Genomic DNA, 21,891 nt, shown 5'->3' on the forward strand with positions numbered 1-21,891 from the left:
AGATGGCGCTTTTTTCGCTATTGAGCAAATATTTTAGGGAGAAGATGTGAAAACAGCTCTGATTGTGGATGATTCGCGTTTGGCGCGTCTAACGCTTAAACGGTTGATTTCTAAGCACGATATTAATGTAGTTGAGTCTGAGGGCGTGGAAGAGGCGCTTCTTTGGCTTGAGTACAATAGTTTGCCCGATGTTATTTTTTTAGATGTGATGATGCCTAAAATTGATGGCTTTGAAGGGTTAACTATTTTAAAAAATAATGAAAGAACCAAATCAATTCCCGTTGTAATGTACTCTGGGGATACTTCAGAAGCTGCGAGAACAAAAGCGCGTGAGGGAGGGGCTAGTGGTTATTTGCCAAAGCCTGCGGAGAATAGTCGAGTTGACCATTTAATTGAAGTGTTGTCTAAACGCACTAAACCTCAGCCTGAGAATTTTGAGCGCGTTACTTTAAGTATGAATGAGGAGAAACCAGTGGCTATTGGGGAGCCAGTGCAAATGGCTGTGATGAGTGAGCCAAAACCTGTACGTGAAGCAAGCGTTGCCACAGCTGCGCCAGCTAAGCAATCGAGCGCCTCTGAGCCCAATACAAATGCCAATAACGCCGCAAATGAGTTCTTGCAAGGGCAGTTGGAGCAGTTGGTTTATCGCCTTGAAATGGCAGAGAAGAAAATCACTAAATTAGAGAATGAAATGACGAAAGATCAGCGCTTAGAGGTCAATCATTCTGCTGAGCGTGATGTGGCTTTTTTGCAGCGTAAGTTGACAAGCGCTGAGAAGCGGGTGAATTTGTCTATTGCTATTGCGGCGGTGTCGTTTGTGGTGGCGGCGATTGCGGTGATTGTGAATGTGTTGAACTAATGGATAAACGTGCAATTGCCTCTTTTATCGCGGTGGTGGTGTTTGGAATATTGGTAGGAGAGGTTTTCGGACAGGCATTATGGGGTTTGATTATTGCACTATTAGGATTGCTTTTCTGGCAGAATTTTCAGCAATATCAATTGCTAAAATGGATGAATCAGGGCGCTAAAAATAATCCGCCTGATTTGAATAAGCCACTCAATGATGTGGTTTCTCTATTAATGAAGCGGCGCAAGCAGGCGCGTAAGCGAAAGCGAAAATCTCAGGAATTATTATCTAAATTTCGTGAGTTGGCGCAGGCAATGCCTGAGGCTGCTATGGTGACTGATGAGGCAGGCGTCATTGTAAATTTTAATAAGGCGGCAGAAAAAGTTTTTGGACTAAAACCCCATTTGGATGTGGGCACTAATCTTAATTATTTGATTCGAAATGAGGATTTTTCTGCTTTTTGGCAAAATTCTATGCAAAAATCTATTGTTATTGAGCGCTATTATCCCGAGTTGGTTTTTTTGCAGATGACACGGGTTTTTTTGTCAAAAGGCAATGTATTGGTGATGGCGCGTGATGTGAGTGAGCTAATGTTGCTGAATCAAAAACGTCAGGCTTTTATCGCGAATGCTTCTTATGAGCTGAGCTCTCCTTTGATGAAAATTACAGCGTTGTTAGAAGAAATGTCCCCTCAAAATTGCATGGTAAAAATAGAAGACATCAAACGACCTGTGGCGCAGGTGCAGGCTTTGATTGAGGATATGCTGTTATTGGCGCGTTTAGAAAATAAGCAGCAGGTTTTGGCACAAGATAGTGTGGCGGTTGGGGCGTTTTTACAAGAGTTGAGCGTAGCATTTTCAGCGCATGCGGGGATAAAACTTGAGATTTTAGAAGTGGCAGAGGTGAGGTTAACGGCTGATAGGCAGTTGTTGTATCAGATGCTTTGGCAATTGCTAGAAAATGCTTGGTTGCATGCACATAGCCATGGTGTATTGTTGATTTCAGCGACGCTTAAAGATGGCGCATTGTGTATTGCGGTAAGAGATAGGGGAATAGGGATTGCGCCTAACCATCTTGCACGCATTACTGAACGATTTTATCGCGTAGCGAAAGAGAATGTTGTCGGTAGTGGATTGGGGTTGTCCATCGTAAAACATGCCATGAAATTACATGGCGGAACGCTACACATTCAATCTATTTTAGGTGAGGGGAGTGTGTTTGCGTTATGCTTTCCGATGGCGCGTGTTAGTTCGTTAGATTAATTGTTGTAGGATTAGTGCGCTACTGGGTAGTCTTTTAAACCAAGGTCGGTGAGTTTGTGGATGAGTGTTTTAAGCAAAATGCCGTAAAAGGGTAAAAATAGCACCAAGCTAAAAAAGAGTTTAAATCCATAATCTAACAAACCGATTTGGAACCAATTTTCTGCCATAAACGCATCATTACTTTGCCAAAAAGCGATAAAGAAGAATATTAAAGTATCAAGTGCATTGCCGAGAATGGTTGAAGCGGTTGGGGCAATCCACCAGCGAGCTTTAGCGCGCAGTCTGTCAAAGACCTTAATATCTAATAGTTGTCCAAATAAATAAGCACAAAAACTAGCAAGCGCAATGCGTGCTACAAACCAGTCAACTTGTAATAGTGCCTCTGGGTTTTTAAATAAATTGTTGTAAAAAGCAATGGAAATCAGATAAGACAAAGCCAATGCAGGAAACATAACGCAGAAAATAATTTTTCTTGCTAATGGGGCGCCAAAGATTCTAACGGTTAGATCAGTGGTTAAAAAGATAAAAGGGAAGCTTAGCGCTCCCCAAGTAGAATCTAGACCAAAAAAGTTAAATGGAAATTGTACAAGAAAATTACTAAGCGCAATAATAAGGATATGCCAAAAAGCTAACCAGATGAGAGCTTTTTGTTTTTGTTGGTCTGTAAAATAAAACATGATAGCTCCTAAAATTAAGCGCGCAATAAGTCGTTGATACTGGTTTTTTGGCGTGTTTTTTCATCAACTTGTTTGATGATGACCGCACAAGATAGACTGTGTGAACCATCTTTTGCAGGCAGACTACCAGGGACTACAACAGCGCCTGCAGGCACACGTCCTTGAGTGATTTCGCCTGTTTCACGATTATAAATTTTGGTGCTTTGCCCAATAAAGACGCCCATAGAAATCACTGCGCCTTTCTCAACAATGACGCCTTCAACAATTTCTGAACGCGCGCCAATAAAGCAGTTATCCTCAATAATGGTAGGGGAGGCCTGTAGAGGTTCGAGCACACCGCCAATGCCTACACCACCTGATAAATGAACATTTTTGCCAATTTGTGCGCATGAACCAACAGTTGCCCAAGTATCTACCATAGTGCCTTCGTCAACATAAGCACCAATATTGACATAGGAGGGCATGAGGATGGTGTTTTTGCCAATATAACTGCCACGACGCGCAACGGCTGGTGGGACAACGCGTATGCCTTCGCGTGCAAAATCATGTTCATCGTATTTGGCAAAATGGCTGTCGACTTTATCAAAATAATTGGTGTAGCCGTGTTCTATTAAGCGATTATTTTGCGTGCGAAAAGATAATAAAACGGCTTTTTTTACCCATTCATTGACAACCCAACCATTTTCGCTAGGTTGTGCCACGCGCAACTGACCACTTTCTAATTGTTGGAAAATATCCTCAAGAGTTTGAATAAGTTTTTTATCAGCTGTTTGTGGGGTGAGGTCTTGGCGCTTTGTAAAGCATTCTTCAATATAAGATTCGATGGACATGATACGCTCCAAAAAAATCGACATTATAATCTTTTAAGTGCGCATTGACGATGGCGTTGTTCTATAAGCTCTAAAATAACGTTATTTAGCTTAAATAATTTTTATCAAAAATTCGCGATATTTAGTTTTCATTGATAGCGTGAATAAAACTGCGTATCATCTAGGTACTTTTATTCTATGAGGTGAATATGGCAAAACCGTTTCAAAGAAAAAAATATACTAGTGAAGATGCGAATTCTTGGGAAAGAACGTTTGGCAGATTAATGACGCCTTTTGAGAAATTTGTAAGCAATTCAACTAGTAGTGGTATTTTGCTCATTATTTGTACAATTGCGGCGTTGGTAATTGCAAATTCACCTTTTAATGAAGCCTATCAAGAACTATTGCATGAGCATGTGCGATTTTCATTTGGGGATTTCGCCATTGATATGACACTGCACCATTGGATTAATGATGCTTTGATGGCAATTTTCTTTTATTTAGTAGGGCTTGAGATTAAGCATGAGATTATGGTGGGTGAGCTGTCGTCTGTCCGTCAGGCTATGTTGCCAATTTGCGCTGCTATTGGTGGAATGGTTGTTCCGGCGTTAGTTTTTGCATGGATTAATTATGGTGGTGAGGGAATTGGTGGTTGGGGATTCCTATGGCAACCGATATTGCCTTCGCCATTGCAATTATGATTATGCTGGGTAAGCGTGTGCCTGCAGCATTGATGACGATTTTGGTGGCTTTAGCGATTGTTGATGACTTGGGCGCGGTCATGGTTATTGCGATTTTTTACACAGAATCTATTAATTTGACAGCACTTTTTGGTGTGGCGATTATATTTTTATTACTTCTTGCGCTTAATGGCGCTGGGGTGCGTGCTTTGTGGTTATTTTTTGTATTATCGATAGTTTTATGGGTGTTTATGCTAAGTTCTGGCGTACATGCAACGATTGCTGGCGTATTAGGGGCGTTAGCGACGCCAGTGAATTCTGTGTATAACCCGAAGGAATTTTCGCGTGATGCACGTAAGTTATTGGATAAATTTGACCTTTACCGTGTTAGTGAAGCAGATTTCCTAACTTCTGAACGCTTGACGGGGGTTTTGCATACGCTTTCTGTTGGAGTTAATAAGGCTCAAACACCTTTGCAACGTATGGAGCATGGTTTGCAGGCTCCTGTTTATTTCTTCATTATTCCAGTTTTTGCCTTTTTTAATGCTGGTGTAAGCGTGAATTTAGATAATTTGGTTGATTTAGTGCATCATCCAGTTTCTCTTGGTGTGGTGTTGGGCTTAGTTTTAGGGAAATTAATTGGAGTTACGTTAGCCGTTGGATTGTGTGTATTTACAGGATTGGCAAATCTGCCTTTAGGGGTTAGCTTTAGACATATTATTGGGATTGGGCTACTGGCAGGCATTGGTTTTACCATGTCAATTTTTATCGCCGAACTAGCCTATACCAATCAGGCGCATCTACTAGGAGATGCGAAAATTGCAATTTTGATTGCCTCTTTATTTGCAAGTGTGCTGGGTTATATTTGGTTGCGCTTCTTTACACGCGTAAAAGAGGAGGAGCTTCATGCAGCCCTCTAAACCTTCGCGACAATTTTTTGGCACTGATGGGGTAAGAGGGGCGGTAGGTGAATTGCCTATGACCCCACAATGGGTCATGCAATTAGCATGGGCGGTTGGACGGATTTTAAATGATTATGGTTATGCTGGTGAAAAGGTAATTATTGGCAAAGATACGCGCATTTCAGGCTATTTATTTGAAAATGCAGTCGTTGCTGGATTATCAGCTGCGGGAATGGATGCGCATTTATTAGGTGTAATGCCCACGCCAGCAATTGCTTATTTTACCCGTACATTTCAAGCTGCGGCAGGCATAGTCATTAGCGCATCGCATAATCCATTTAGTGATAATGGTGTGAAAGTATTTGCGCGCGGTGGCTTTAAATTGCCTGATGAAATGGAGCAAGAAATTGAGCGCTACTTACAAAAACCAATGAAAATGGTGCCTTCAGCGGAGCTGGGTAAGGCGTATCGCATACCTGAAGCACGTGGACGCTATATTGAATTTTGTAAAAACTCAATTCCGCTAGGATTGCCATTTTTGCGCTTAAAAATCGTAGTAGATTGTGCTAACGGCGCGACGTATGCTATCGCACCTGAAGTATTTAAAGAATTAGGCGCAAAAGTAGTTGTGATTAATGCCGAACCCAATGGTTGTAATATTAACGCTGGAGCAGGCTCAACGCGCCCTGAATCACTACAAAGGAAAGTGCGCGAAGAGCAGGCAGATTTGGGCATTGCCTTTGATGGAGATGGTGATCGCTTAATTTTAGTCGATAGCAACGGGCGCGTGCTAGATGGAGATGTTATTTTATACGTGATTGCTAAATATCGCGCTTTTAAAGGAGATAAGTTGCAAGATATTGTAGGCACACAAATGACCAATATTGGTTTGGAACAGTCATTTGCCAAAATGGACATTCGATTGCATCGCACAAAAGTTGGCGACCGCTATGTGCTAGAAAAAATGCAACAAATTAATGCCTGCATAGGGGGCGAGAACTCTGGACATATTATTTGCTTAGACCGCAATTCAACTGGCGATGGCATTATCGCAGCATTACAAGTAGTAGCCGCTATCTTGGAAATGAATCAAAGCATTAATGAATTGATTAAAGATTTAACTATGGCAACACAAGTTGTTAAAAGCGTTCGTGTAAGTAATCAAGAAACAGTAATGCAGGCACAAGGCGTACAACAAGCACTCAAAGAATCGCTTTCAATATTAGGCGATAACGGTAGAGTACTAGTGCGCCCATCTGGTACAGAGCCAAAATTCGTGTGATGGCAGAAGGTGGTGATGAAGAGCAAGTTCATGAAGTTGTTAAAAAAATAGTATCTAGTATTTTAAAGGAGAATTAAATGCGTACACCAATTGTAGCAGCAAACTGGAAAATGAATGGCAATATACAATTGCTAGAATCTTTTGCTAAACAGTCGTGGAATACACGCTCTGCGCAAGTTATCTGGGGATTACCCAGCATTTATTTAGTAAAAGCAAAACAGTTGGGACTATCTGCCTTAGCCGCGCAAGATGTCAGTGCGCATGAGAAAGGTGCTTATACAGGTGAACTCTCAGCAGAAATGCTTCAGGAAGTGGGATGTGAATACGTTATTCTTGGGCATTCAGAAAGAAGAAGCTATCACCAAGAAGATGAAGCATTATTGGTTGAAAAATGTAAGCAATTAAAAAAGCAAGGCCTAAAAGCAATTTATTGTATTGGTGAATCTTTAGAAGAGTATGAAAATCAACAAACAGACGAAGCGCTTAAACGCCAGCTTGACCCAATTATAGAAGCCGGTTTGTTAGATGAACAAAGTGTGATTGCTTATGAGCCTGTCTGGGCAATTGGTACAGGTAATACCGCAACCCTTAAATACGCACAAACAGTGCATGCAAAAATCCGCAACATGTTGAAAGAAAAATATGCTACTATCGCCCCTTCAATACGTATTTTATACGGCGGTAGCGTTAAAGCTGATAATGCAAGTCAATTATTTTCAGGAGAAGATATTGATGGTTTTTAGTTGGTGGCGCATCGCTAGAAATTCAATCATTTCAAGGAATTATCGAGGCTATTTCATGACAGTAATGATTGCGCAAATTATATTTTTAGTAGTTTCCATTGCACTTGCTATTATTATTTTGTTACAGCAAGCAAAAAGCGGTGGCATGGGTTCCTCCTTTGGAGGCGCCTCTTCGACCGTATTTGGTGCACGTGGTGCGGGTTCTTTTCTATATAAAGTGACTAGATTTTTAGCAATTGTGTTTTTTATTAGTGCATTGGGTTTAGGATATTTGCAAAATAAATCATTGACACACCAAACAATTTTAAATCAAACTGAATTAGAAACCCAAAAAATAGAAGCAACAGTTGACGTACCGCAGACAAGCGCGGATAATACGCAACCTGCTTCACGTACCGATATTCCTAATGCAGCAGTCGCTCAGTAGGAATGCATAAAGTCAATTGCCGACGTGGTGGAATTGGTAGACACGCTATCTTGAGGGGGTAGTGGCGAAAGTCGTGCGAGTTCGAGTCTCGCCGTCGGCACCAATAATCAATAATTAAGACAATTATCCGTCTGAGGTAAAGGTATTAAAGCATGATATCGATTAAAAAAGGCATTGAGCTCCCAATTCAGGGTGGGCTCAACAATCATACGGTTCACAAGGTATCTCCAACAAAAACGGTAGCAGTTTTAGGTGATGATTTTATCGGACTAAAGCCTACTATGATGGTACAAGAAGGCGAGAAAGTTAAAAAAGGACAACCGCTTTTTGAGGATAAAAAAACAGCGGGTGTTTTTGTTTGTGCGCCGGTTTCTGGTGTGGTGCAATCTATTGCACGAGGAGAGCGCCGTCGTTTGCTTTCAGTAATTATTAAACCTGAAGGTGAAGAGAGTATTACTTTTGAGCCTTTAAAAGTTAAGACAATCGCACGAGAGGATGTTGTAAATCGTTTGGTTGAAAGTGGCTTATGGACTGCTTTGCGCGCGCGTCCTTTTGATCGTTTGGTTAAGCTTGATGGTAAGCCTTTTGCCATTTTTGTAAATACCATGGATAGTAATCCATTAGCACTTGATCCGTTAATTGCTTTAGAAGGGCGTGAGAATGATTATTTGCTAGGACTAAAAGTGCTAGAAAAGCTCACTGATGGCAATATTTATATCTGCCATAAACCTCAAGCACAGTTGCCGCAATCTGATGTTAGTCGTGTTAAATTGCAATCTTTTTCAGGCGTGCATCCTGCTGGTTTGGTAGGGACGCATATTCATTTCTTAGAACCTGTGAGTTTAGACAAAATTGTTTGGCATATTGGCTTGCAAGATTTGTTGGCATTTGGACAGCTTTTCCGCGAAGGGACTATTGATAATGAGCGTCTTGTTGCCTTGGTTGGTCCAGGTTTGAAAGAGCCTAAAATTATCAAAACCACTCGAGGCGCTTCCTTAGAAGAATTAGTGCAAGGAAATTTGCATGAAGGAAAACAACGTTTAATTTCTGGTTCTGTTTTTTCTGGAAGACAAGCATTTGAGGATACTGCTTATTTAGGTCAATACGACCAGCAAATTTTTGTTCTTCCTGAGGGTGGTGAAAGTGTATTTTTAGAATTTATGCGCCCTGGAAAAACTGTTTTTTCAAAAACTAATGCTTATTTAGGGAAATTTTTGGGAGAAAAACTACCTTTTACAACCGCTTTGCAAGGCTCGCCACGCCCTATTTTGCCGTTTGGTGTTTATGAAACAGTGATGCCGCTAGATATTTTGCCAGCGCTACTGCTTAAAGCATTAGTTGTAAAGGATACTGAGGCGGCAGTCCAGTTAGGTGCTTTAGAGTTAGTTGAGGAAGATATTGCGTTGCTAACTTATGTAGATCCAGGTAAACATGATTTTGGCGCTATTTTGCGTGAAAACCTTACATTGATTGAACAGGAAGGTTAAGGGAATGAAATCTTTTTTTGATAAATTAGCGCCGCATTTTGAAAAAGGCGGTAAGCTTGAATATTTCTATCCGCTTTATGAAGCGGGTGCGACTATTTTTTATAGCCCAAATTTTGCTACAGCACGTCCGACACATGTTCGGGATGCTATTGATTTTAAACGAGTGATGATTATTGTGTGGGCAGCAGTATTTCCAGCAATGTTTTTTGGCTGGTACTTCACCGGTAGCAATGCAGCGCTTGCCTCAGGTGTTGAAAGAAATTTATTTGAAAATCTCTGGTTTGGGGCAAAACTTCATTTGCCTATCTATATAGTTACTTTTATTGTGGGGGGTTTTGGGAAGTTTTATTTTCGCTGATTCGAAAACATGAAATTAGCGAAGGATTTTTTGTTACCTCCATTCTATTCTCTTTAATTGTTCCAGCGACCATTCCACTTTGGCAAGTGGCTTTGGGTATTTCGTTTGGGGTGGTTATTGGTAAAGAAATTTTCGGTGGCACAGGGCGCAATTTTGTTAATCCAGCATTAACCGCGCGTGCCTTTTTATATTTTTCCTATCCAAGCGATATTTCTGGTGATAAACCATGGGTTGCTGTTGATGGTTATTCTGGTGCAACGCCTTTATCACAAGCCTACACTGATGGAATGAATGGCGTTATAGAGCACTGGAGTTGGTGGGATGCTTTCTGGGGTAATGTTCCGGGTTCTATTGGCGAGGTCTCTACTTTTGCAATTTTAATTGGGATGTTAATTATTGTAGGAACAGGCGTTGCTTCTTGGCGCATCATTGCTGGCGTTTTTGCAGGCGGTGCGGTGATGTCTATTATTTTTAATTTGGTTGGTAGTGAAACGAATCAAATGTTTGCTATGCCGTTTTGGTGGCATTTTGTCTTAGGCGGTTTTGCATTTGGCGCTATTTTTATGGCTACTGACCCAGTAACTGCTTCAGTAACTAATTTAGGACGCTATATTTTCGGATTCTTAGTTGGAGTGATGACGATTTTAATTCGTGTGGTTAATCCTGCTTTTCCCGAAGGGATTATGTTAGCGATTTTATTTGCTAACTTATTTGCGCCAATTATTGATTATTTTGTTATGAATGCGAACATCAAGCGTCGTAAGGTGAGAACACATGTCAGCCAATAATTCTAAATTTCAGGTATTTAAGTTTGCCGCTATTGTTTGTTTGGTTTGTTCATTAGTGGTATCTGTTACAGCCATTGGATTACGTGCAAAACAACAACAAAATTCTCTTGATGAAAAGCGTATTAATATTTTACGTGCAGCAAATCTAGTTGATAGTGAGGAAAAATTATCTACTCAGGCGATTGATGAGCGTTATGAAAAAAATCACCCCTACGGTTGTTGATTTCCAAACAGGTGAATTAGATACATCAGTAGATGCTAAGACTTACGATATGTATTTGGCAGCAAATAATCCACAAGAAAGCAAGGCGCTAGATAATGACCCTGCGAGCATTAAACGCCGCGCGGATAAAGGTTCAGTGTATTTATTGATTGAAAATGATGAGATTAAGCGCGTGATTTTGCCCATTCAAGGCTATGGTTTGTGGTCAACCATGTATGGTTTTACAGCCTTAACATTAGAGGATACTGTTGAAATTAGTGGGATTACTTTTTATTCCCATGGTGAAACGCCTGGTTTAGGTGCGGAAATTACCAATCCTAACTGGCAGAAAAAATGGGAAGGATTAGAGCCTTATGATGATAACGGTCATCCAGAAGTGGTTGTGGCTAAAAATGCTAATAGTGAGCGTAGTAATGAGGTCGATGCGATTGCAGGGGCGACTTTAACCAGTCGTGGCGTGCAAAGTTTGATGAATTTTTGGCTTGGCGAACAAGGCTATGGAAAATTCATTAAAAAGCTACAAGAAGGTGAAATCACAGTAGAAGAACTAAAAAATGCTAAAGGCGTTTAATTTATTGGATATGAGGTAATAAAATGAGTAAGGCAAAGATTGATTATAAAAGAATTCTGTTTACACCAATTTTTGATAATAATCCAATTGGATTGCAGGTTTTAGGCATTTGTTCAGCGCTTGCTGTAACTGGGAGTATGAAAACAGCTTTGTTAATGTCGTTGGCATTAACTACTGTAACAGGATTTTCTAATTTATTTGTGAGTTTAATTCGCCATCATATCCCCAATAATATTCGTATCATTGTGCAAATGACAGTGGTAGCGTCTTTGGTTATTTTGGTAGACCAATTATTAAAAGCATTTGCTTTTGAGCTATCAAAACAACTTTCTGTTTTTGTCGGCTTGATTATTACTAACTGTATTGTCATGGGGCGATTAGAAGCCTTTGCAATGACAAATGACCCATTGCCTAGCTTTTTAGATGGTATTGGTAACGGCTTGGGTTATAGCGCTTTGCTAATGAGTGTTGGAACCATTCGTGAAATTTTAGGCTCAGGAACTTGGTTTGGATTATCAGTTTTACCTGCGGTTAAAGAGGGTGGTTGGTATGTCCCTAATGGCATGATGGTTTTGCCTCCGAGTGCATTTTTTATTATCGGACTATTGATTTGGGCATTGCGTACTTGGAAGCCACAGCAAGTAGAAAAGCCTGAATTCACTGAAGCTAAAGCCGCTAAGCCATTGGTTGGCGGGCATCCTGCGCATTCATAGGAGTTAAAGCAATGGAACATTATTTAAGTTTATTGGTGCGCTCTATTTTCATTGAAAATATGGCATTATCGTTTTTCCTTGGAATGTGTACTTTTTTAGCGGTATCAAAGAAAATCGGCACAGCAATTGGTTTGGGTTTGGCTGTTGTTATCGTGCAAACCATTACAGTTCCCGTTAATAATTTGTTGTATCAGTTCTTGCTCAAGCCTAACGCAGCGCTTTGGCAAAACTTGGGAATTGACGTTAATATTAGTTTTTTAGGATTGATTGCTTATATTGGCGTTATCGCTGCTTTGGTGCAAATTCTTGAGATGTTCTTGGATAAATATGTTCCAGCGCTATATGCAGCGTTGGGAATATTCCTGCCTTTAATCACAGTAAATTGTGCGATTTTAGGGGGTTCATTATTTATGGTTGAGCGTAATTATAATTTTCCTGAATCAGTAGTCTATGGTGTGGGTAGTGGCGCAGGCTGGGCACTGGCAATTGTTTTGCTTGCTGGCGTGCGCGAAAAGTTGCGCTATGCTGATGTGCCAAAAGGATTAGAAGGGCTTGGCATTGTGTTTATTTCGGCTGGACTTATGGCAATCGGCTTTATGTCTTTCTCTGGTATCCAATTGTAAAGGGAAAAATTATGGAAATTGTATACGGTGTAGCAGTCTTTACCTTATTAATATTATTGCTTGCTGGTATTATTTTGGTGGCAAGAAAATGGTTAGTACCAGAAGGGAACGTTAAAATTCTAGTCAATGGCGAGAAAGAGATTTCTGTGCCAGCGGGTGGAAAGTTATTAGGAGCTTTGGCTGAAGGGAATTTGTTCGTTTCTTCTGCTTGTGGTGGTGGGGGTACTTGTGGGCAGTGTACGGTTCATGTTACTGAAGGTGGTGGCGAGATTTTACCTACTGAGCTCAATCATATTTCTAAGCGTGAAGCACGCGAAGGGAAGCGCCTATCATGTCAGGTTGCTGTTAAAAATGATATGAAAGTAGAAGTTGATGATGCTGTTTTTGGGGTTAAAAAATGGGAGTGTGAGGTTATTTCTAACGATAATGTCGCTACTTTCATTAAAGAATTAGTGCTTAAGATTCCAGATGGTGAGTCTGTGCCTTTCCGTGCTGGAGGATATATTCAGATTGAATGCGGTCCTTATGATATTAACTATTCAGATTTTAATGTGGCTGAAGAGTATCGCGAAGATTGGGAAAAATTTGGTTTATTTAAAATTAATGCGGTGAATAATGAAAACGTTACCCGCGCTTATTCAATGGCTAATTATCCAGAAGAAAAAGGGATTATTATGCTCAATGTGCGTATTGCCTCACCACCGCCTAATAATCCAGATGTGCAACCTGGTTTGATGTCGAGCTATATTTTTAATTTAAAAGCAGGGGATAAAGTAACCATTTCTGGTCCATTCGGTCATTTCTTTGCTAAAGATACTGATGCTGAGATGGTATTTATTGGAGGCGGTGCGGGAATGGCGCCGATGCGTTCGCATATTTTTGACCAATTAAAGCGGTTAAACTCTAAGCGCAAAATCACTTTTTGGTATGGTGCGCGCTCTAAGCGTGAGATGTTCTATGTTGAGGATTTCGACCAGTTAGCAGAAGAGTTTCCAAATTTTGAATGGCATGTTGCATTGTCTGATGCTTTGCCAGAAGATAATTGGGATGGCTACACGGGCTTTATCCATAATGTGGTTTATGAAAATCACTTGAAAAATCATCCTGCGCCTGAAGATTGTGAATATTATATGTGTGGTCCACCGATTATGAATAAATCAGTTATTGAGATGTTGCATAATCTTGGGGTTGAAGATGAAAATATCTTGCTAGATGATTTTGGTGGCTAGCGTGTTGTTGCGTTTTCACTTTATTTTGATGCCACTGTTAATACTAGTGGCATCATTTTTATTGGGCTGTGGTAATGCTCAGACTAAGGCAAACGTTGCTAAATTTAGTGGTCAAACCATGGGAACCTATTGGCATGTTTCTATTGCCTCGGAAATAGCACAAGATGATTATGCTGAAATTGAACAACGCATTGAGCAAATGTTGCTGGAAGTCAATCAGTCGATGTCAACTTATATTGCTGATTCTGAGCTAAGCCGATTTAATCAGTTGCCAGCTAATACGCTTTATCCCATTAGTGAAAATTTGCGCACAGTTATGACAGCTGGTTTAAAAATTAGTGAAATGACGCAGGGTTATTATGATATTACCGTTGCGCCGTTGGTTAATTTATGGGGCTTTGGTGCAAAAAAAATCTCTGCTAAGCCAACGCCTGAGGCGATTGAGCAAACAATGGCGCAGGTTGGCTTTGAGCATGTGCAACTCAATCAAGATGGACTAATTAAAGATGCGGATGCAGTTCAGGTAGATTTGTCTTCTATTGCAAAAGGATTTGGGGTTGACCAATTAGCGCATTTGTTGGAATCGTTAGGCTATAGTGATTATTTGGTGGAGATTGGAGGAGAAGTTGTTGCCTCAGGGACAAAATTTAATCAGCCTTGGAAAGTGGCGATTGAAAAGCCTGCGCAGGATCGGCAAATCCAGCAAGTAATAGAGCTAAAGGGTGAATATACGGCATTGGCAAGTTCGGGAAACTATCGTAATTTTATTGATTACGAAGGAGCGCGCGCGGTACATACGCTTGACCCTAAAACAGGTTATCCAGTGCTATCGCCTTTATTAGCGGTAACAGTGATTGGTGAGGATTGCATGCATGCTGATGCCTATGCAACAGCTTTGATGGTATTAGGAGAGCGTGCGCCTGAATTTGCGCAAACGCACAATCTTTTGGCATTAATGATTTTTAGCGATGGCAAAGAGGGTTTTGAAGTAGTTTATAGCCCTGAATTTATTAAAAAGTTTGGAGAGAAGTAATGTTGACAGTGTTTTTAATTGTTTTTGCGGTAATGATGTTAACCGTACTCATTATGGCGGTGGGTGTTTTTTTTGGACGAGCGCCGATTAAGGGTAGCTGTGGTGGTTTAGGTGCAGTGGGAATTGAAAAAGCTTGTGGTTGTGTAGATTCTTGTAAAAATGAAGAAGCAGAGAAAAGGATGATGCCACAAGATAAAGCAGGGTTATATCGCCCATAGAACTAAAACATTAAAGAGAAACGCCAGTTTATTCAATAACTGGTGTTTTTGCACATAAATTCAAATACTTAGTAAATTGTAAAGAGTAACTAAGGGTAAAAGCATAGGGCTTGTGGTTTCATTGGTTTTTGCTCGCATAATCTCTTATGGCTCTTTCAATCTCTTTGTCGTAGTCCACGTACTCTCTTTCGATTCTTTCTATCTGTTTGGCAACGATTGCATCAAGCTCTTCCTCGCTTGCATCACGTGCAAATGTTTCTGCTAATTCTAAGTCTTCCTCCATTTCTTGCAGAAAATACGCGAGTGCTTCAGGATTGTATGCTAGGTCTTTACGGATATAATCCATTTCAGCCAAGATATCTTCTGGCTTACTGCCAGCATTCGTTTTTCTTTCTAAAAGAAGGGTTGGTATATACATTTAATTCTCCAACAATTTTTCTAAATTTATCTTCTTTAGATATTTTTCTAATTTAGGCGTTAATAAAAATTCGTAGTGTATTATACCTTTTTTGTATAGCAATAGGTTCATGCAATGGTCGGTAATTAAATTTCTTTGTTCTACTCAGGAATTATAAAGAAGCAAGGTTTTATGTTTTTATTCATTGGCATTCTTGACTCATTCTTCCAATGTTTTTGCGAAATCTAACATATCTTCAAGAAAAGCAATATCATCGGCATAAGCTTCAGACTCTTTTGCTCGCAATTCATCAATTAGCGCCTGAATATCTTCTACTGGGCTGAATGGTCCTAAGTGGTGTAATACTGATGGCATTATTTAAATCCTCTGCGTAACTGCTCTATTTGTTCTGAATACTTATCAAAAATCGCTTGCATTTCAACAGATGGTTGGTGTGCATAACTTATTATTTTATGGTCGTTTAGTATTATAACAAGTAAATACTGATATAGCATGCTTATTTCGTATTTATCTATTTGGTAATGCTTTTGCATTTTAAATAAATGATTGCGCAAATATCGCTCTATCTCATAAATCCAGCTGTATAGTATTGTTTCCGAAGCGTGCACTTGCATTTTGTAATAGGCATTTTCTGTTGTACCAAAAGCTACGATAGAGGCAAGTTTTTCTTCGCGAGCAAAATGAATATCTGCACGACTTAAAATGCCGTTGCTAGGGTGATTATGATAAAGCGTTGCTCCTGCTAATCTACCACTTAAATCTTTATAATCAATTTCTTCAGACCTCCCACTTCTAATATCTATCACTGCACCATGCTTATCTACCAAATAACCATGCTCCAGCCCATCTTTTTGCCCATTACTAACCACATAATGCCGCGCAATACTTTCAACATCTTCAGGGTTAGGTGAGTAGTCGGTATTGGCTTTATTATCCCCACTATCAAACATTGCCCGTCCCAATCCTGCTTTTTGTTCGCGTTCTCTGAGTAGGGCGGTGAGGTCAAGGTCTGGATTATGTGCCCAGCCGTTGTCGGCGTGTGCGGTGTGTTGTCTGCCGTGTTTGTCGGTGTATTCGGGGAGATGTGTGGGTGCGCCGTTATAGCCAAAGGCTTTAGCTTGACGCTCTGTAAGGCTTATCAAGGTGCAACGGCATTGGTGTCCATTGGGTGGGGCAAGGTGTTGCCAGCGTGGGTCGTCTACGGGCATCATCAACCCGTGCAAGGCGCTGTGCGATGGGCGTGTGCGGCTGTCGTTTACCGCGCTATAGCGCAATATAGGACGACGCTTGGCATTATCTCTAAAGTGTGCCCATTTGGCGCTGTTGTGTGCGCTTAGGGTGGCATTGCGAAAGACCAGCTCTACATAGCGACGGTCTAGTGTGGCAAGTTCTGTAAGCGCTTGTTTCTTCCAGCTGTGAAAGCTTTGACCTTGTGCCAGTGCTTCGGTGAGGCTTTTCTTAATCTGTTCAATGTGTGATGTGTGATGGTGATGGTGATGGTGATGGTGATGGTGATGGGTCTAGCTATAAGGACGCAGACGCTCTGAGCGCTATAGAAGATTTTGCCGGGGAGCGCGTTTTAAGTGTGTTGAAATTAGGTAGAGTGGGGCAGTGAGATTAAGGGCTGAGGAGTTGTAGGCGGTGAGTGAGGTCGGGGGCAAGTAGGAGGACGCGGAGCCATAAAAATAAATAGATGCTTATCCAGATGCCGAGGTTGTCATAGTGATGGGTGAGCAGGGTGGAGAGGGGCAGGGTGATGAGTGCGATGAGGAGCATGGCGTTGCGCAGGGATTTGGAGGCGGTTGCGCCAAAATAAAATCCATCGAGTAGATAGCCACCGACACCGCTTAGGGGTAAGCCGATTGCCCACCAGCGATAGTTTAAGGCGATGGTTTTGGCTTGTTCAAGGCTGGTCATGTGGTTGATATAAAAGGGAATGAGGAGGAAATAAAGGAGGCTGAAGCAGGCGGATAGGACGATGGCGGAGAGGGTGGTTTTTTGATGGCTTGTTTTAGTGTGTTTTGCGAGCGCTTGCCAATGCTTTGTCCTGTGAATGTTTCGGCGGCAACAGCGATGCTGTCTAGGGTGTAGCCTGCAAAAGTGAGTGCCATAAGAGGAGGAGGTTGGCGGCGATGATGTTTTCCCCGAGTCCGCTAGCAAGGCGCTGAAACCAGCTTAGGCAGAGGACAAGCATTAGGGTTCGGATAAATAGGTCGCTGTTTAGGCGCAAGAGGCGCAAGAGGGCATCTTTGGCGAGAAGGGCTTGGCGAGTGCTGGGGAAAAAGGCGATGGTTAGTTGGCGAGCGCGACGCGCGATGAGATAAAGGGCGCTAATCAGTGCGAGGTAGTTGGCAAGCACGGTTCCCCATGCAACGCCTTTAATGTGTAGATGAAAGCCATAGACTAAAATTAGGCTGAGGATGATGTTGCTTAAGGTGAGAATGGTTTGCTCAATAAGCAGATATCGCCCTAATCTTTGTCCTGCAAACCAACCGATGACGCAAAATAATCCAAGTTCGGCGGGTGCGCCACCGTCAGCTCGGCGGCTAATTTTGCCGCCATATCGCTAATTGCGGTATTGTCCGCCTGCGCGGCAAGCACCGCCGCGCTTTGCAGAATCTCTTGTTCCATAAGGCTTTGAGCCATGATGTTCTCCTTAATCAATGTTCAAGTTTTTGCCGTCAAAACGCAGACGCTGCACGCTGCCGATTTCGCCGCCGTCGCCTTTGCCGCCGAATAAAATCACGGCATCTTCATAATTGAGCGATACGCCGTAGCCGCTGGCACTCGGCAATTGTCCCGCCAGCTGCCATTTGCCGTCTTTTAAGGCATAAACATTGGGGTCGTAATAGCGCGTCAAGCTTCATGGGCAAAGTATTTGCCGCTTTCATATTGCGCCCGCGCGCCGGTGAAATTCGCGCCGCCGCCGAGCAGATAATAGCCGTGGCTATGTCCCGAATAGGCGCCTGCCAAGCCTTCCTGCCGCGCCTGTCCTTCGCCGGCAATCAAAACCGGCAAACTTTGCCATGCCAATTGTCCTTTCTCGTCAAAAGTGCCTAGCTCAACGCTGTCGCTGCGCAAGCCCGGCTTGAGTTCGCCGTTGGCGACATAGACTTTTCCCTCATGGATTTTTACCGCCGCGCCCGCGCGTCCGGCAAAAGGCGTGATGCCTTCGTTATGCCATTGATTCGTGGCAGGTTCATAGCTGAAAACTTGATTGTTAAAGAAATAATCTTGGCTAGGCTGATTAAAATAAGCCTTCATCACTGCCGCTTGCTTGTCTTTGTCTTCTCCGGCGGCGCTGTAGTCTTGGAAATAGCCGTTAAAAATCGAGAGATTGCTGCCGCCGACAAAATAGATTTTGCCCTGATGCGCAAAGGCTTGCGCGCCGACCAAGCCCAGAGGCGAACGCGTGGGCAGGCGTTGCCATGTTTGCTTAGCGGGATCAAACACATGCGCGTCATTGATGAGTTGCAAGATGCCTTGCGCGTCTTTCTGCAAACCACCGAATACATACAGTTTGCCCTCAAGGGCGGCGACGACGGGCTGGCTGCGCGTGCCGGCAGGGAAATCGGGCAAGGTTTGCCATTGCGCCTGCTGCTTGCTCAAATCGAGGCTGAAAAACTGCTCGCCCGCGCTGCCCAAGCCAATATAGGCGGTGTTGTCAATCAAAGCGCCGCCGCCGTCTGCAAATGCTTTCGGCAAATCGGGATAAACGCCCGCCCATGCCGCGGCAGTCAAACCTGTCAATGCAAGGGATAACAGAGTCTTAGAATAAAGTTTCACTTTTCACTCCTTCTGCTTATTGAAATAAATTTTTACAAATCATAATATAGTTTGAAATTTCTTTCAAAGCATTTTATACCCGATGCACAAGCAAGGAGAATGGATATGAATTCCCCCCCTAACATTGCCGCCTTGCAAGGCGGGCTGATTGTTTCCTGCCAAGCTTTGCCGCATGAGCCTTTGCATTCCGCTTTCATTATGGGACGCATGGCATTGGCGGCGCACGCCTTCGCAGGTTATGCCTGTGCAGGCACTATTCCATACTTTATGCCAAGCGCCTAAATAGAATTCTTTGGGAAGTGTGAGTAGGTTGCCAGTGCGGATATCGTCCATGGTTTTTAAAGAGGTGAGAAGCATCACAACTAATGGTGCGATATAAAATCCAACCATAAATAGCGAGTCTTGCACGGGTATTTTTGGGCGGTTGTAATGCTTTAGCCATGGCGTTTTCACCGCCGCCTGCTACGGCAAAATCTTCCTAAGTGTGTCCTTTTTCTTCAAGCTGTTATTTAAGTGCGCCAACAGATTTTGCCTCACTGCCTGAAGTCCACCAATGCAAGACTTCTAATTTGCCAGCAAAGGCGCTGCTGCTTAAAGTGGCGATGGTGAGTGCGAGTAGGGTAGGTTTGAAAGTCATAGAATATCCAATATTGGTTGTTGTTAAATACTGTACGCGCCCGATAATAGCCTAAGGTTACTATCACTTCGTTCAATATTTAATGTGCATACTAATCTCTAAGATTTAATAATACAAACTTTTCACAATTAAATTGAGATATTGAATAATGAAATAAAGAAAATACGAGCAGTTAATGTTATTTTTTGTTAAAAATCAGGAGGTAGTCTCTGGGGTCAAAATGAAAGAAGGGATGATTTTTTATGCAAAAATGATGGCGGTATCGATTAACCCCCTGCAAAGGCAGCAGTGCATTAGCAAAAACAATGGGCAGGCGACGCGGGCAATTTGGCGGTAGTGGATAGTGGCGGTAGAGTCTGTGGGCATTTTTTTGCACTTGATGGGTTATAAGATACTGCCAATGCCGGTAAATCTTTCCACAAAAAGGGCGATTTTCTCAAAAACATTTTGTTTTTTATGGCGATAATCGGGATGTAGGGGGCTGATTTTGGGGGAGGGTATTGTTGAGCGCTGTGCAGGATAAAGGCAAAATCGGCTTTGGATTTGGGGGCGAGGATGCCTGCTGGGGCGAAGCGGTCATCATTGATCAGCGTGGGGTCGTCACCGCCAATCCAGCTGATAGAATAAGGCGGATTGGAGACGATGGCGTCAAAGGGGCGCTGATCTTTGAGTTGGGGGTTGAGCAGGGTGTCGCCGTGGGTGAGGGTGAATTTATCATAGTTGATGCCGTGTAAGAACATGTTCATGCGGGCGAGGGTGTAGGTGGTGTAGTTGATTTCTTGCCCGAAAAAGCCTTCTTCGATTTGGTGTTGGTCAAATTGTTGTTTGGCTTGAAGGAGGAGGAGCCCTGAGCCGCATGTTGGGTCGTAGATTTTATTAATGCGGGTTTGTCCGTGCAGGGCAAGGCGGGCGAGCAGTTTGGATACGCTTAGGGGGGTGAAGAATTCGCCGCCTGATTTGCCTGCGTTGGCGGCATAGTTGGAGATGAGGTATTCGTAGGCATCGCCGAAGAGGTCGATTTTGCTGTCGGCAAAGCCGTTGAATTTGAGTTCGGCGATGTTGGTTAGGATGGCGGTTAGGCGTCGGTTGCGCTCTATAACGCTGTTTCCTAGGCGGTTGGCGCTGGTGTCAAAATCAGCGAAGATGCCTTTTAGGTCGTCTTCAGAGTCGTAGCCTTGGGCGGAGGCTTCAATGGCGTTAAAAATTTCTTTGAGTTCGATGTTGAGATTGGGGTTGGTGGAGGCGCTTTTAACCACATTGATAAACAGTTGGCTGGGGTAGATGAAATAGCCTTTGGTTTTTATGGCGTCGTCTTTAATGCCTAATTGGTCAATGTATTCATCGCTAAGGCTGGCATAATCCAAATTGTCATCATCGCCTTGCATATATTCGGCAAAGTCTTCACTGATAAAGCGATAAAACAGGGTGCAGAGGATGTATTGTTTAAAATCCCAACCGTCAACGGCGCCTCTTACGTCGTCGGCGATTTTCCAAATTTGTTTGTGCAGTTCGGCGCGTTGTTGGCTTTAGCTCATGGCTGGAGTGTCTCTCTAGGATGGGATGGATGGAAAGGGTGGGTGGTTTGCGCGGTTAGTAGTGGGTGCGTAGGGTGAGGGTGGGCGGCGGTGGGAGGGTGGCTTGGTCTTTTTGCGCGACGTGGAGGGTGGGGGCTTGTGTGGGGAGCGTCTTGCGCCTGCGTAGCGTTTTTGCCAGTAGGGGAGTTGGGTGCTGGTGATTTCTACTTGTTTACCACTGGAGGGGGCGTGGAGCATTTTATGGTTGCCTAGGTAGATGCCGACGTGGTCGATGGTTTTTCCGTGGCGGAAGAAAACGAGGTCGCCTATTTGGGGTTGGCTGACCTTTGTAAGCGCTTGGTATTGGGCGCGACTGGTGCGGGGGAGGTTGATGCCTGATTGTTTGAAAATGTGTTGGATAAAGCCTGAGCAGTCAAAGCCTTGTTGGGGGTTGTTGCCGCTTCTTTTATAGGGGATGCCAATGAGGGTTTTTCCGTAGATGATGGTTTCAAGATGATTGGCGGGGGTGGATTGGGGGAGGGGGGAGGCGTTTTGTGCTTGGGCGGTCTCAGTTTGGGCGGTTTGGAATTGGATGATTTGGCGGGCGGGGGGATTTGATTGGGGGCGCTGGGCTCTAGGTTTGTCATGGCTAGGCTGGAGAGGG

The 21,891-nt window shown here is 42.9% G+C and carries 26 protein-coding genes, 1 tRNA gene and 4 pseudogenes; 18 read left to right on the forward strand and 13 right to left on the reverse strand.

All coding sequences use genetic code 11. The features are described 5' to 3' along the window. The first annotated feature begins 46 nt into the window (after window positions 1–46). Both A5N84_RS01140 and A5N84_RS01145 read left to right on the forward strand, forming a co-directional pair. The gene (locus A5N84_RS01140) at window positions 47–859 is read left to right on the forward strand and encodes a response regulator (protein WP_072280951.1); all 813 of its coding nucleotides are present in this window, start codon (window positions 47–49) and stop codon (window positions 857–859) included. After that, entirely contained in the window at window positions 859–2,109 is a 1,251-nt protein-coding gene (locus A5N84_RS01145) for a phosphate regulon sensor protein PhoR (protein ID WP_072280952.1), read from the forward strand. Before A5N84_RS01140 ends, A5N84_RS01145 begins: the two co-directional genes overlap by 1 nt. A gap of 11 nt (window positions 2,110–2,120) precedes the next feature. Here the strand turns inward: A5N84_RS01145 and A5N84_RS01150 are convergent, their stop codons facing one another. After that, window positions 2,121–2,786: a 7-cyano-7-deazaguanine/7-aminomethyl-7-deazaguanine transporter gene (locus tag A5N84_RS01150; protein ID WP_072280953.1), complete on the reverse strand. Its 666-nt coding sequence runs from the start codon at window positions 2,784–2,786 to the stop codon at window positions 2,121–2,123. A 14-nt stretch (window positions 2,787–2,800) separates the two neighbouring features. Beyond that, a complete protein-coding gene (dapD, locus tag A5N84_RS01155; RefSeq protein WP_143324781.1) occupies window positions 2,801–3,619 on the reverse strand; it encodes a 2,3,4,5-tetrahydropyridine-2,6-dicarboxylate N-succinyltransferase in 819 nt (272 codons plus the stop codon). A 260-nt stretch (window positions 3,620–3,879) separates the two neighbouring features. On the opposite strand from dapD, the pseudogene nhaA reads away from it, so the two are divergent. The 14 genes and pseudogenes from nhaA (at window position 3,880) to nqrM (ending at window position 14,872) form a co-directional block, all read left to right on the forward strand. Beyond that, window positions 3,880–5,195, forward strand: a pseudogene (nhaA, locus tag A5N84_RS01160) (Na+/H+ antiporter NhaA). Next, window positions 5,182–6,459 (forward strand): phosphoglucosamine mutase, encoded by a 1,278-nt coding sequence (glmM, locus tag A5N84_RS01165; protein ID WP_233119804.1) that lies wholly within the window; start codon window positions 5,182–5,184, stop codon window positions 6,457–6,459. The pseudogene nhaA and the gene glmM overlap by 14 nt, the downstream one beginning before the upstream one ends. A 77-nt stretch (window positions 6,460–6,536) precedes the next feature. Beyond that, a complete protein-coding gene (tpiA, locus tag A5N84_RS01170) occupies window positions 6,537–7,202 on the forward strand; it encodes a triose-phosphate isomerase (RefSeq protein WP_233119805.1) in 666 nt (221 codons plus the stop codon). Next, window positions 7,192–7,629, forward strand: coding sequence for a preprotein translocase subunit SecG (gene secG, locus A5N84_RS01175; RefSeq protein ID WP_233119831.1), 438 nt, complete (start codon window positions 7,192–7,194; stop codon window positions 7,627–7,629). The genes tpiA and secG overlap by 11 nt, the downstream gene beginning before the upstream one ends. 18 nt (window positions 7,630–7,647) lie before the next feature. Next, window positions 7,648–7,732, forward strand: a tRNA-Leu gene (locus A5N84_RS01180). A gap of 49 nt (window positions 7,733–7,781) precedes the next feature. Next, window positions 7,782–9,116 carry a Na(+)-translocating NADH-quinone reductase subunit A gene (locus tag A5N84_RS01185; protein ID WP_072280956.1) on the forward strand — a complete coding sequence of 445 codons (1,335 nt, stop codon included), beginning with the start codon at window positions 7,782–7,784 and terminating at the stop codon, window positions 9,114–9,116. A gap of 4 nt (window positions 9,117–9,120) precedes the next feature. Then, a pseudogene (locus A5N84_RS01190) lies at window positions 9,121–10,262 on the forward strand (NADH:ubiquinone reductase (Na(+)-transporting) subunit B). Beyond that, on the forward strand, window positions 10,249–10,485 hold the full coding sequence (locus tag A5N84_RS11245) for a hypothetical protein (protein WP_233119806.1): 237 nt from the start codon (window positions 10,249–10,251) through the stop codon (window positions 10,483–10,485). The pseudogene A5N84_RS01190 and the gene A5N84_RS11245 overlap by 14 nt, the downstream one beginning before the upstream one ends. After that, the gene (gene nqrC / locus A5N84_RS01195; RefSeq protein ID WP_233119807.1) at window positions 10,457–11,056 is read left to right on the forward strand and encodes an NADH:ubiquinone reductase (Na(+)-transporting) subunit C; all 600 of its coding nucleotides are present in this window, start codon (window positions 10,457–10,459) and stop codon (window positions 11,054–11,056) included. Before A5N84_RS11245 ends, nqrC begins: the two co-directional genes overlap by 29 nt. A gap of 23 nt (window positions 11,057–11,079) precedes the next feature. Beyond that, on the forward strand, window positions 11,080–11,769 hold the full coding sequence (locus A5N84_RS01200) for an NADH:ubiquinone reductase (Na(+)-transporting) subunit D (RefSeq protein ID WP_072280957.1): 690 nt from the start codon (window positions 11,080–11,082) through the stop codon (window positions 11,767–11,769). 11 nt (window positions 11,770–11,780) lie between these two features. After that, window positions 11,781–12,392: an NADH:ubiquinone reductase (Na(+)-transporting) subunit E gene (nqrE, locus tag A5N84_RS01205; protein WP_072280958.1), complete on the forward strand. Its 612-nt coding sequence runs from the start codon at window positions 11,781–11,783 to the stop codon at window positions 12,390–12,392. Between the two features lie 11 nt (window positions 12,393–12,403). Beyond that, window positions 12,404–13,621: an NADH:ubiquinone reductase (Na(+)-transporting) subunit F gene (nqrF, locus tag A5N84_RS01210; RefSeq protein ID WP_072280959.1), complete on the forward strand. Its 1,218-nt coding sequence runs from the start codon at window positions 12,404–12,406 to the stop codon at window positions 13,619–13,621. Next, complete coding sequence (locus tag A5N84_RS01215) at window positions 13,605–14,654, forward strand: FAD:protein FMN transferase (RefSeq protein WP_078055501.1); 1,050 nt, start codon at window positions 13,605–13,607, stop codon at window positions 14,652–14,654. Before nqrF ends, A5N84_RS01215 begins: the two co-directional genes overlap by 17 nt. After that, window positions 14,654–14,872, forward strand: a complete 219-nt coding sequence (gene nqrM / locus A5N84_RS01220; protein WP_233119808.1) for a (Na+)-NQR maturation NqrM — start codon at window positions 14,654–14,656, stop codon at window positions 14,870–14,872. Before A5N84_RS01215 ends, nqrM begins: the two co-directional genes overlap by 1 nt. A 118-nt stretch (window positions 14,873–14,990) precedes the next feature. On the opposite strand, the gene A5N84_RS01225 is transcribed toward nqrM, so the two are convergent. From A5N84_RS01225 to A5N84_RS01245, 8 genes and pseudogenes are all read right to left on the reverse strand, one after another. Then, complete coding sequence (locus A5N84_RS01225; protein WP_072280960.1) at window positions 14,991–15,290, reverse strand: hypothetical protein; 300 nt, start codon at window positions 15,288–15,290, stop codon at window positions 14,991–14,993. Window positions 15,291–15,488: 198 nt separating this feature from the next. Next, window positions 15,489–15,644, reverse strand: a complete 156-nt coding sequence (locus A5N84_RS10155; protein ID WP_158008608.1) for a hypothetical protein — start codon at window positions 15,642–15,644, stop codon at window positions 15,489–15,491. Beyond that, on the reverse strand, window positions 15,644–16,762 hold the full coding sequence (locus A5N84_RS01230; protein ID WP_078055502.1) for a phage head morphogenesis protein: 1,119 nt from the start codon (window positions 16,760–16,762) through the stop codon (window positions 15,644–15,646). The genes A5N84_RS10155 and A5N84_RS01230 overlap by 1 nt, the downstream gene beginning before the upstream one ends. A 145-nt stretch (window positions 16,763–16,907) precedes the next feature. Continuing rightward, on the reverse strand, window positions 16,908–17,207 hold the full coding sequence (locus tag A5N84_RS01235; protein ID WP_072280962.1) for a hypothetical protein: 300 nt from the start codon (window positions 17,205–17,207) through the stop codon (window positions 16,908–16,910). Further along, window positions 17,204–17,401, reverse strand: a complete 198-nt coding sequence (locus A5N84_RS09770; protein WP_143324769.1) for a hypothetical protein — start codon at window positions 17,399–17,401, stop codon at window positions 17,204–17,206. Before A5N84_RS09770 ends, A5N84_RS01235 begins: the two co-directional genes overlap by 4 nt. Beyond that, window positions 17,371–17,649, reverse strand: a complete 279-nt coding sequence (locus A5N84_RS01240) for a hypothetical protein (RefSeq protein WP_072280963.1) — start codon at window positions 17,647–17,649, stop codon at window positions 17,371–17,373. Before A5N84_RS01240 ends, A5N84_RS09770 begins: the two co-directional genes overlap by 31 nt. A 110-nt stretch (window positions 17,650–17,759) precedes the next feature. Next, complete coding sequence (locus tag A5N84_RS10160; protein ID WP_158008609.1) at window positions 17,760–17,936, reverse strand: hypothetical protein; 177 nt, start codon at window positions 17,934–17,936, stop codon at window positions 17,760–17,762. Between the two features lie 10 nt (window positions 17,937–17,946). After that, window positions 17,947–19,076 (reverse strand): annotated as a pseudogene (locus tag A5N84_RS01245) (N-acetylneuraminate epimerase). A gap of 105 nt (window positions 19,077–19,181) precedes the next feature. Here A5N84_RS01245 and A5N84_RS10165 point away from each other — a divergent pair. Further along, window positions 19,182–19,358, forward strand: coding sequence for a hypothetical protein (locus A5N84_RS10165; protein WP_158008610.1), 177 nt, complete (start codon window positions 19,182–19,184; stop codon window positions 19,356–19,358). Window positions 19,359–19,581: 223 nt separating this feature from the next. On the opposite strand, the gene A5N84_RS12345 is transcribed toward A5N84_RS10165, so the two are convergent. From A5N84_RS12345 to A5N84_RS09370, 3 genes and pseudogenes are all read right to left on the reverse strand, one after another. Then, complete coding sequence (locus A5N84_RS12345; protein ID WP_269844231.1) at window positions 19,582–19,713, reverse strand: hypothetical protein; 132 nt, start codon at window positions 19,711–19,713, stop codon at window positions 19,582–19,584. A gap of 509 nt (window positions 19,714–20,222) precedes the next feature. Further along, window positions 20,223–21,221 (reverse strand): annotated as a pseudogene (locus tag A5N84_RS01250) (type I restriction-modification system subunit M); the annotation flags it as partial. A gap of 42 nt (window positions 21,222–21,263) precedes the next feature. Continuing rightward, window positions 21,264–21,731: a C40 family peptidase gene (locus A5N84_RS09370; protein ID WP_332882100.1), complete on the reverse strand. Its 468-nt coding sequence runs from the start codon at window positions 21,729–21,731 to the stop codon at window positions 21,264–21,266. On the opposite strand from A5N84_RS09370, the gene A5N84_RS11250 reads away from it, so the two are divergent. After that, entirely contained in the window at window positions 21,669–21,845 is a 177-nt protein-coding gene (locus A5N84_RS11250; RefSeq protein WP_233119809.1) for a hypothetical protein, read from the forward strand. The two genes, A5N84_RS09370 and A5N84_RS11250, sit on opposite strands and share 63 nt — an antisense overlap. Window positions 21,846–21,891 lie beyond the last annotated feature (46 nt).

It is taken from the genome of Rappaport israeli, from assembly GCF_001888055.1.
Taxonomy (GTDB): Bacteria; Pseudomonadota; Gammaproteobacteria; order Cardiobacteriales; family Cardiobacteriaceae; genus Rappaport; species Rappaport israeli.

Coding starts and splice junctions, on each gene's coding strand:
- A5N84_RS09770 (WP_143324769.1), bottom strand. CDS start 17,401: ATGGCACTCACTTTTGCAGGCTACACCCTAGACAGCATCGCTGTTGCC.
- glmM (WP_233119804.1), top strand. CDS start 5,182: ATGCAGCCCTCTAAACCTTCGCGACAATTTTTTGGCACTGATGGGGTA.
- nqrM (WP_233119808.1), top strand. CDS start 14,654: ATGTTGACAGTGTTTTTAATTGTTTTTGCGGTAATGATGTTAACCGTA.
- A5N84_RS11245 (WP_233119806.1), top strand. CDS start 10,249: ATGTCAGCCAATAATTCTAAATTTCAGGTATTTAAGTTTGCCGCTATT.
- tpiA (WP_233119805.1), top strand. CDS start 6,537: ATGCGTACACCAATTGTAGCAGCAAACTGGAAAATGAATGGCAATATA.
- A5N84_RS10155 (WP_158008608.1), bottom strand. CDS start 15,644: ATGCCATCAGTATTACACCACTTAGGACCATTCAGCCCAGTAGAAGAT.
- A5N84_RS01225 (WP_072280960.1), bottom strand. CDS start 15,290: ATGTATATACCAACCCTTCTTTTAGAAAGAAAAACGAATGCTGGCAGT.
- A5N84_RS01200 (WP_072280957.1), top strand. CDS start 11,080: ATGAGTAAGGCAAAGATTGATTATAAAAGAATTCTGTTTACACCAATT.
- A5N84_RS10160 (WP_158008609.1), bottom strand. CDS start 17,936: ATGGCTCAAAGCCTTATGGAACAAGAGATTCTGCAAAGCGCGGCGGTG.
- A5N84_RS10165 (WP_158008610.1), top strand. CDS start 19,182: ATGAATTCCCCCCCTAACATTGCCGCCTTGCAAGGCGGGCTGATTGTT.
- nqrE (WP_072280958.1), top strand. CDS start 11,781: ATGGAACATTATTTAAGTTTATTGGTGCGCTCTATTTTCATTGAAAAT.
- A5N84_RS01145 (WP_072280952.1), top strand. CDS start 859: ATGGATAAACGTGCAATTGCCTCTTTTATCGCGGTGGTGGTGTTTGGA.
- nqrC (WP_233119807.1), top strand. CDS start 10,457: ATGAAAAAAATCACCCCTACGGTTGTTGATTTCCAAACAGGTGAATTA.
- A5N84_RS01150 (WP_072280953.1), bottom strand. CDS start 2,786: ATGTTTTATTTTACAGACCAACAAAAACAAAAAGCTCTCATCTGGTTA.
- A5N84_RS01185 (WP_072280956.1), top strand. CDS start 7,782: ATGATATCGATTAAAAAAGGCATTGAGCTCCCAATTCAGGGTGGGCTC.
- A5N84_RS01215 (WP_078055501.1), top strand. CDS start 13,605: ATGATTTTGGTGGCTAGCGTGTTGTTGCGTTTTCACTTTATTTTGATG.
- A5N84_RS01235 (WP_072280962.1), bottom strand. CDS start 17,207: ATGACCAGCCTTGAACAAGCCAAAACCATCGCCTTAAACTATCGCTGG.
- A5N84_RS12345 (WP_269844231.1), bottom strand. CDS start 19,713: ATGACTTTCAAACCTACCCTACTCGCACTCACCATCGCCACTTTAAGC.
- secG (WP_233119831.1), top strand. CDS start 7,192: ATGGTTTTTAGTTGGTGGCGCATCGCTAGAAATTCAATCATTTCAAGG.
- nqrF (WP_072280959.1), top strand. CDS start 12,404: ATGGAAATTGTATACGGTGTAGCAGTCTTTACCTTATTAATATTATTG.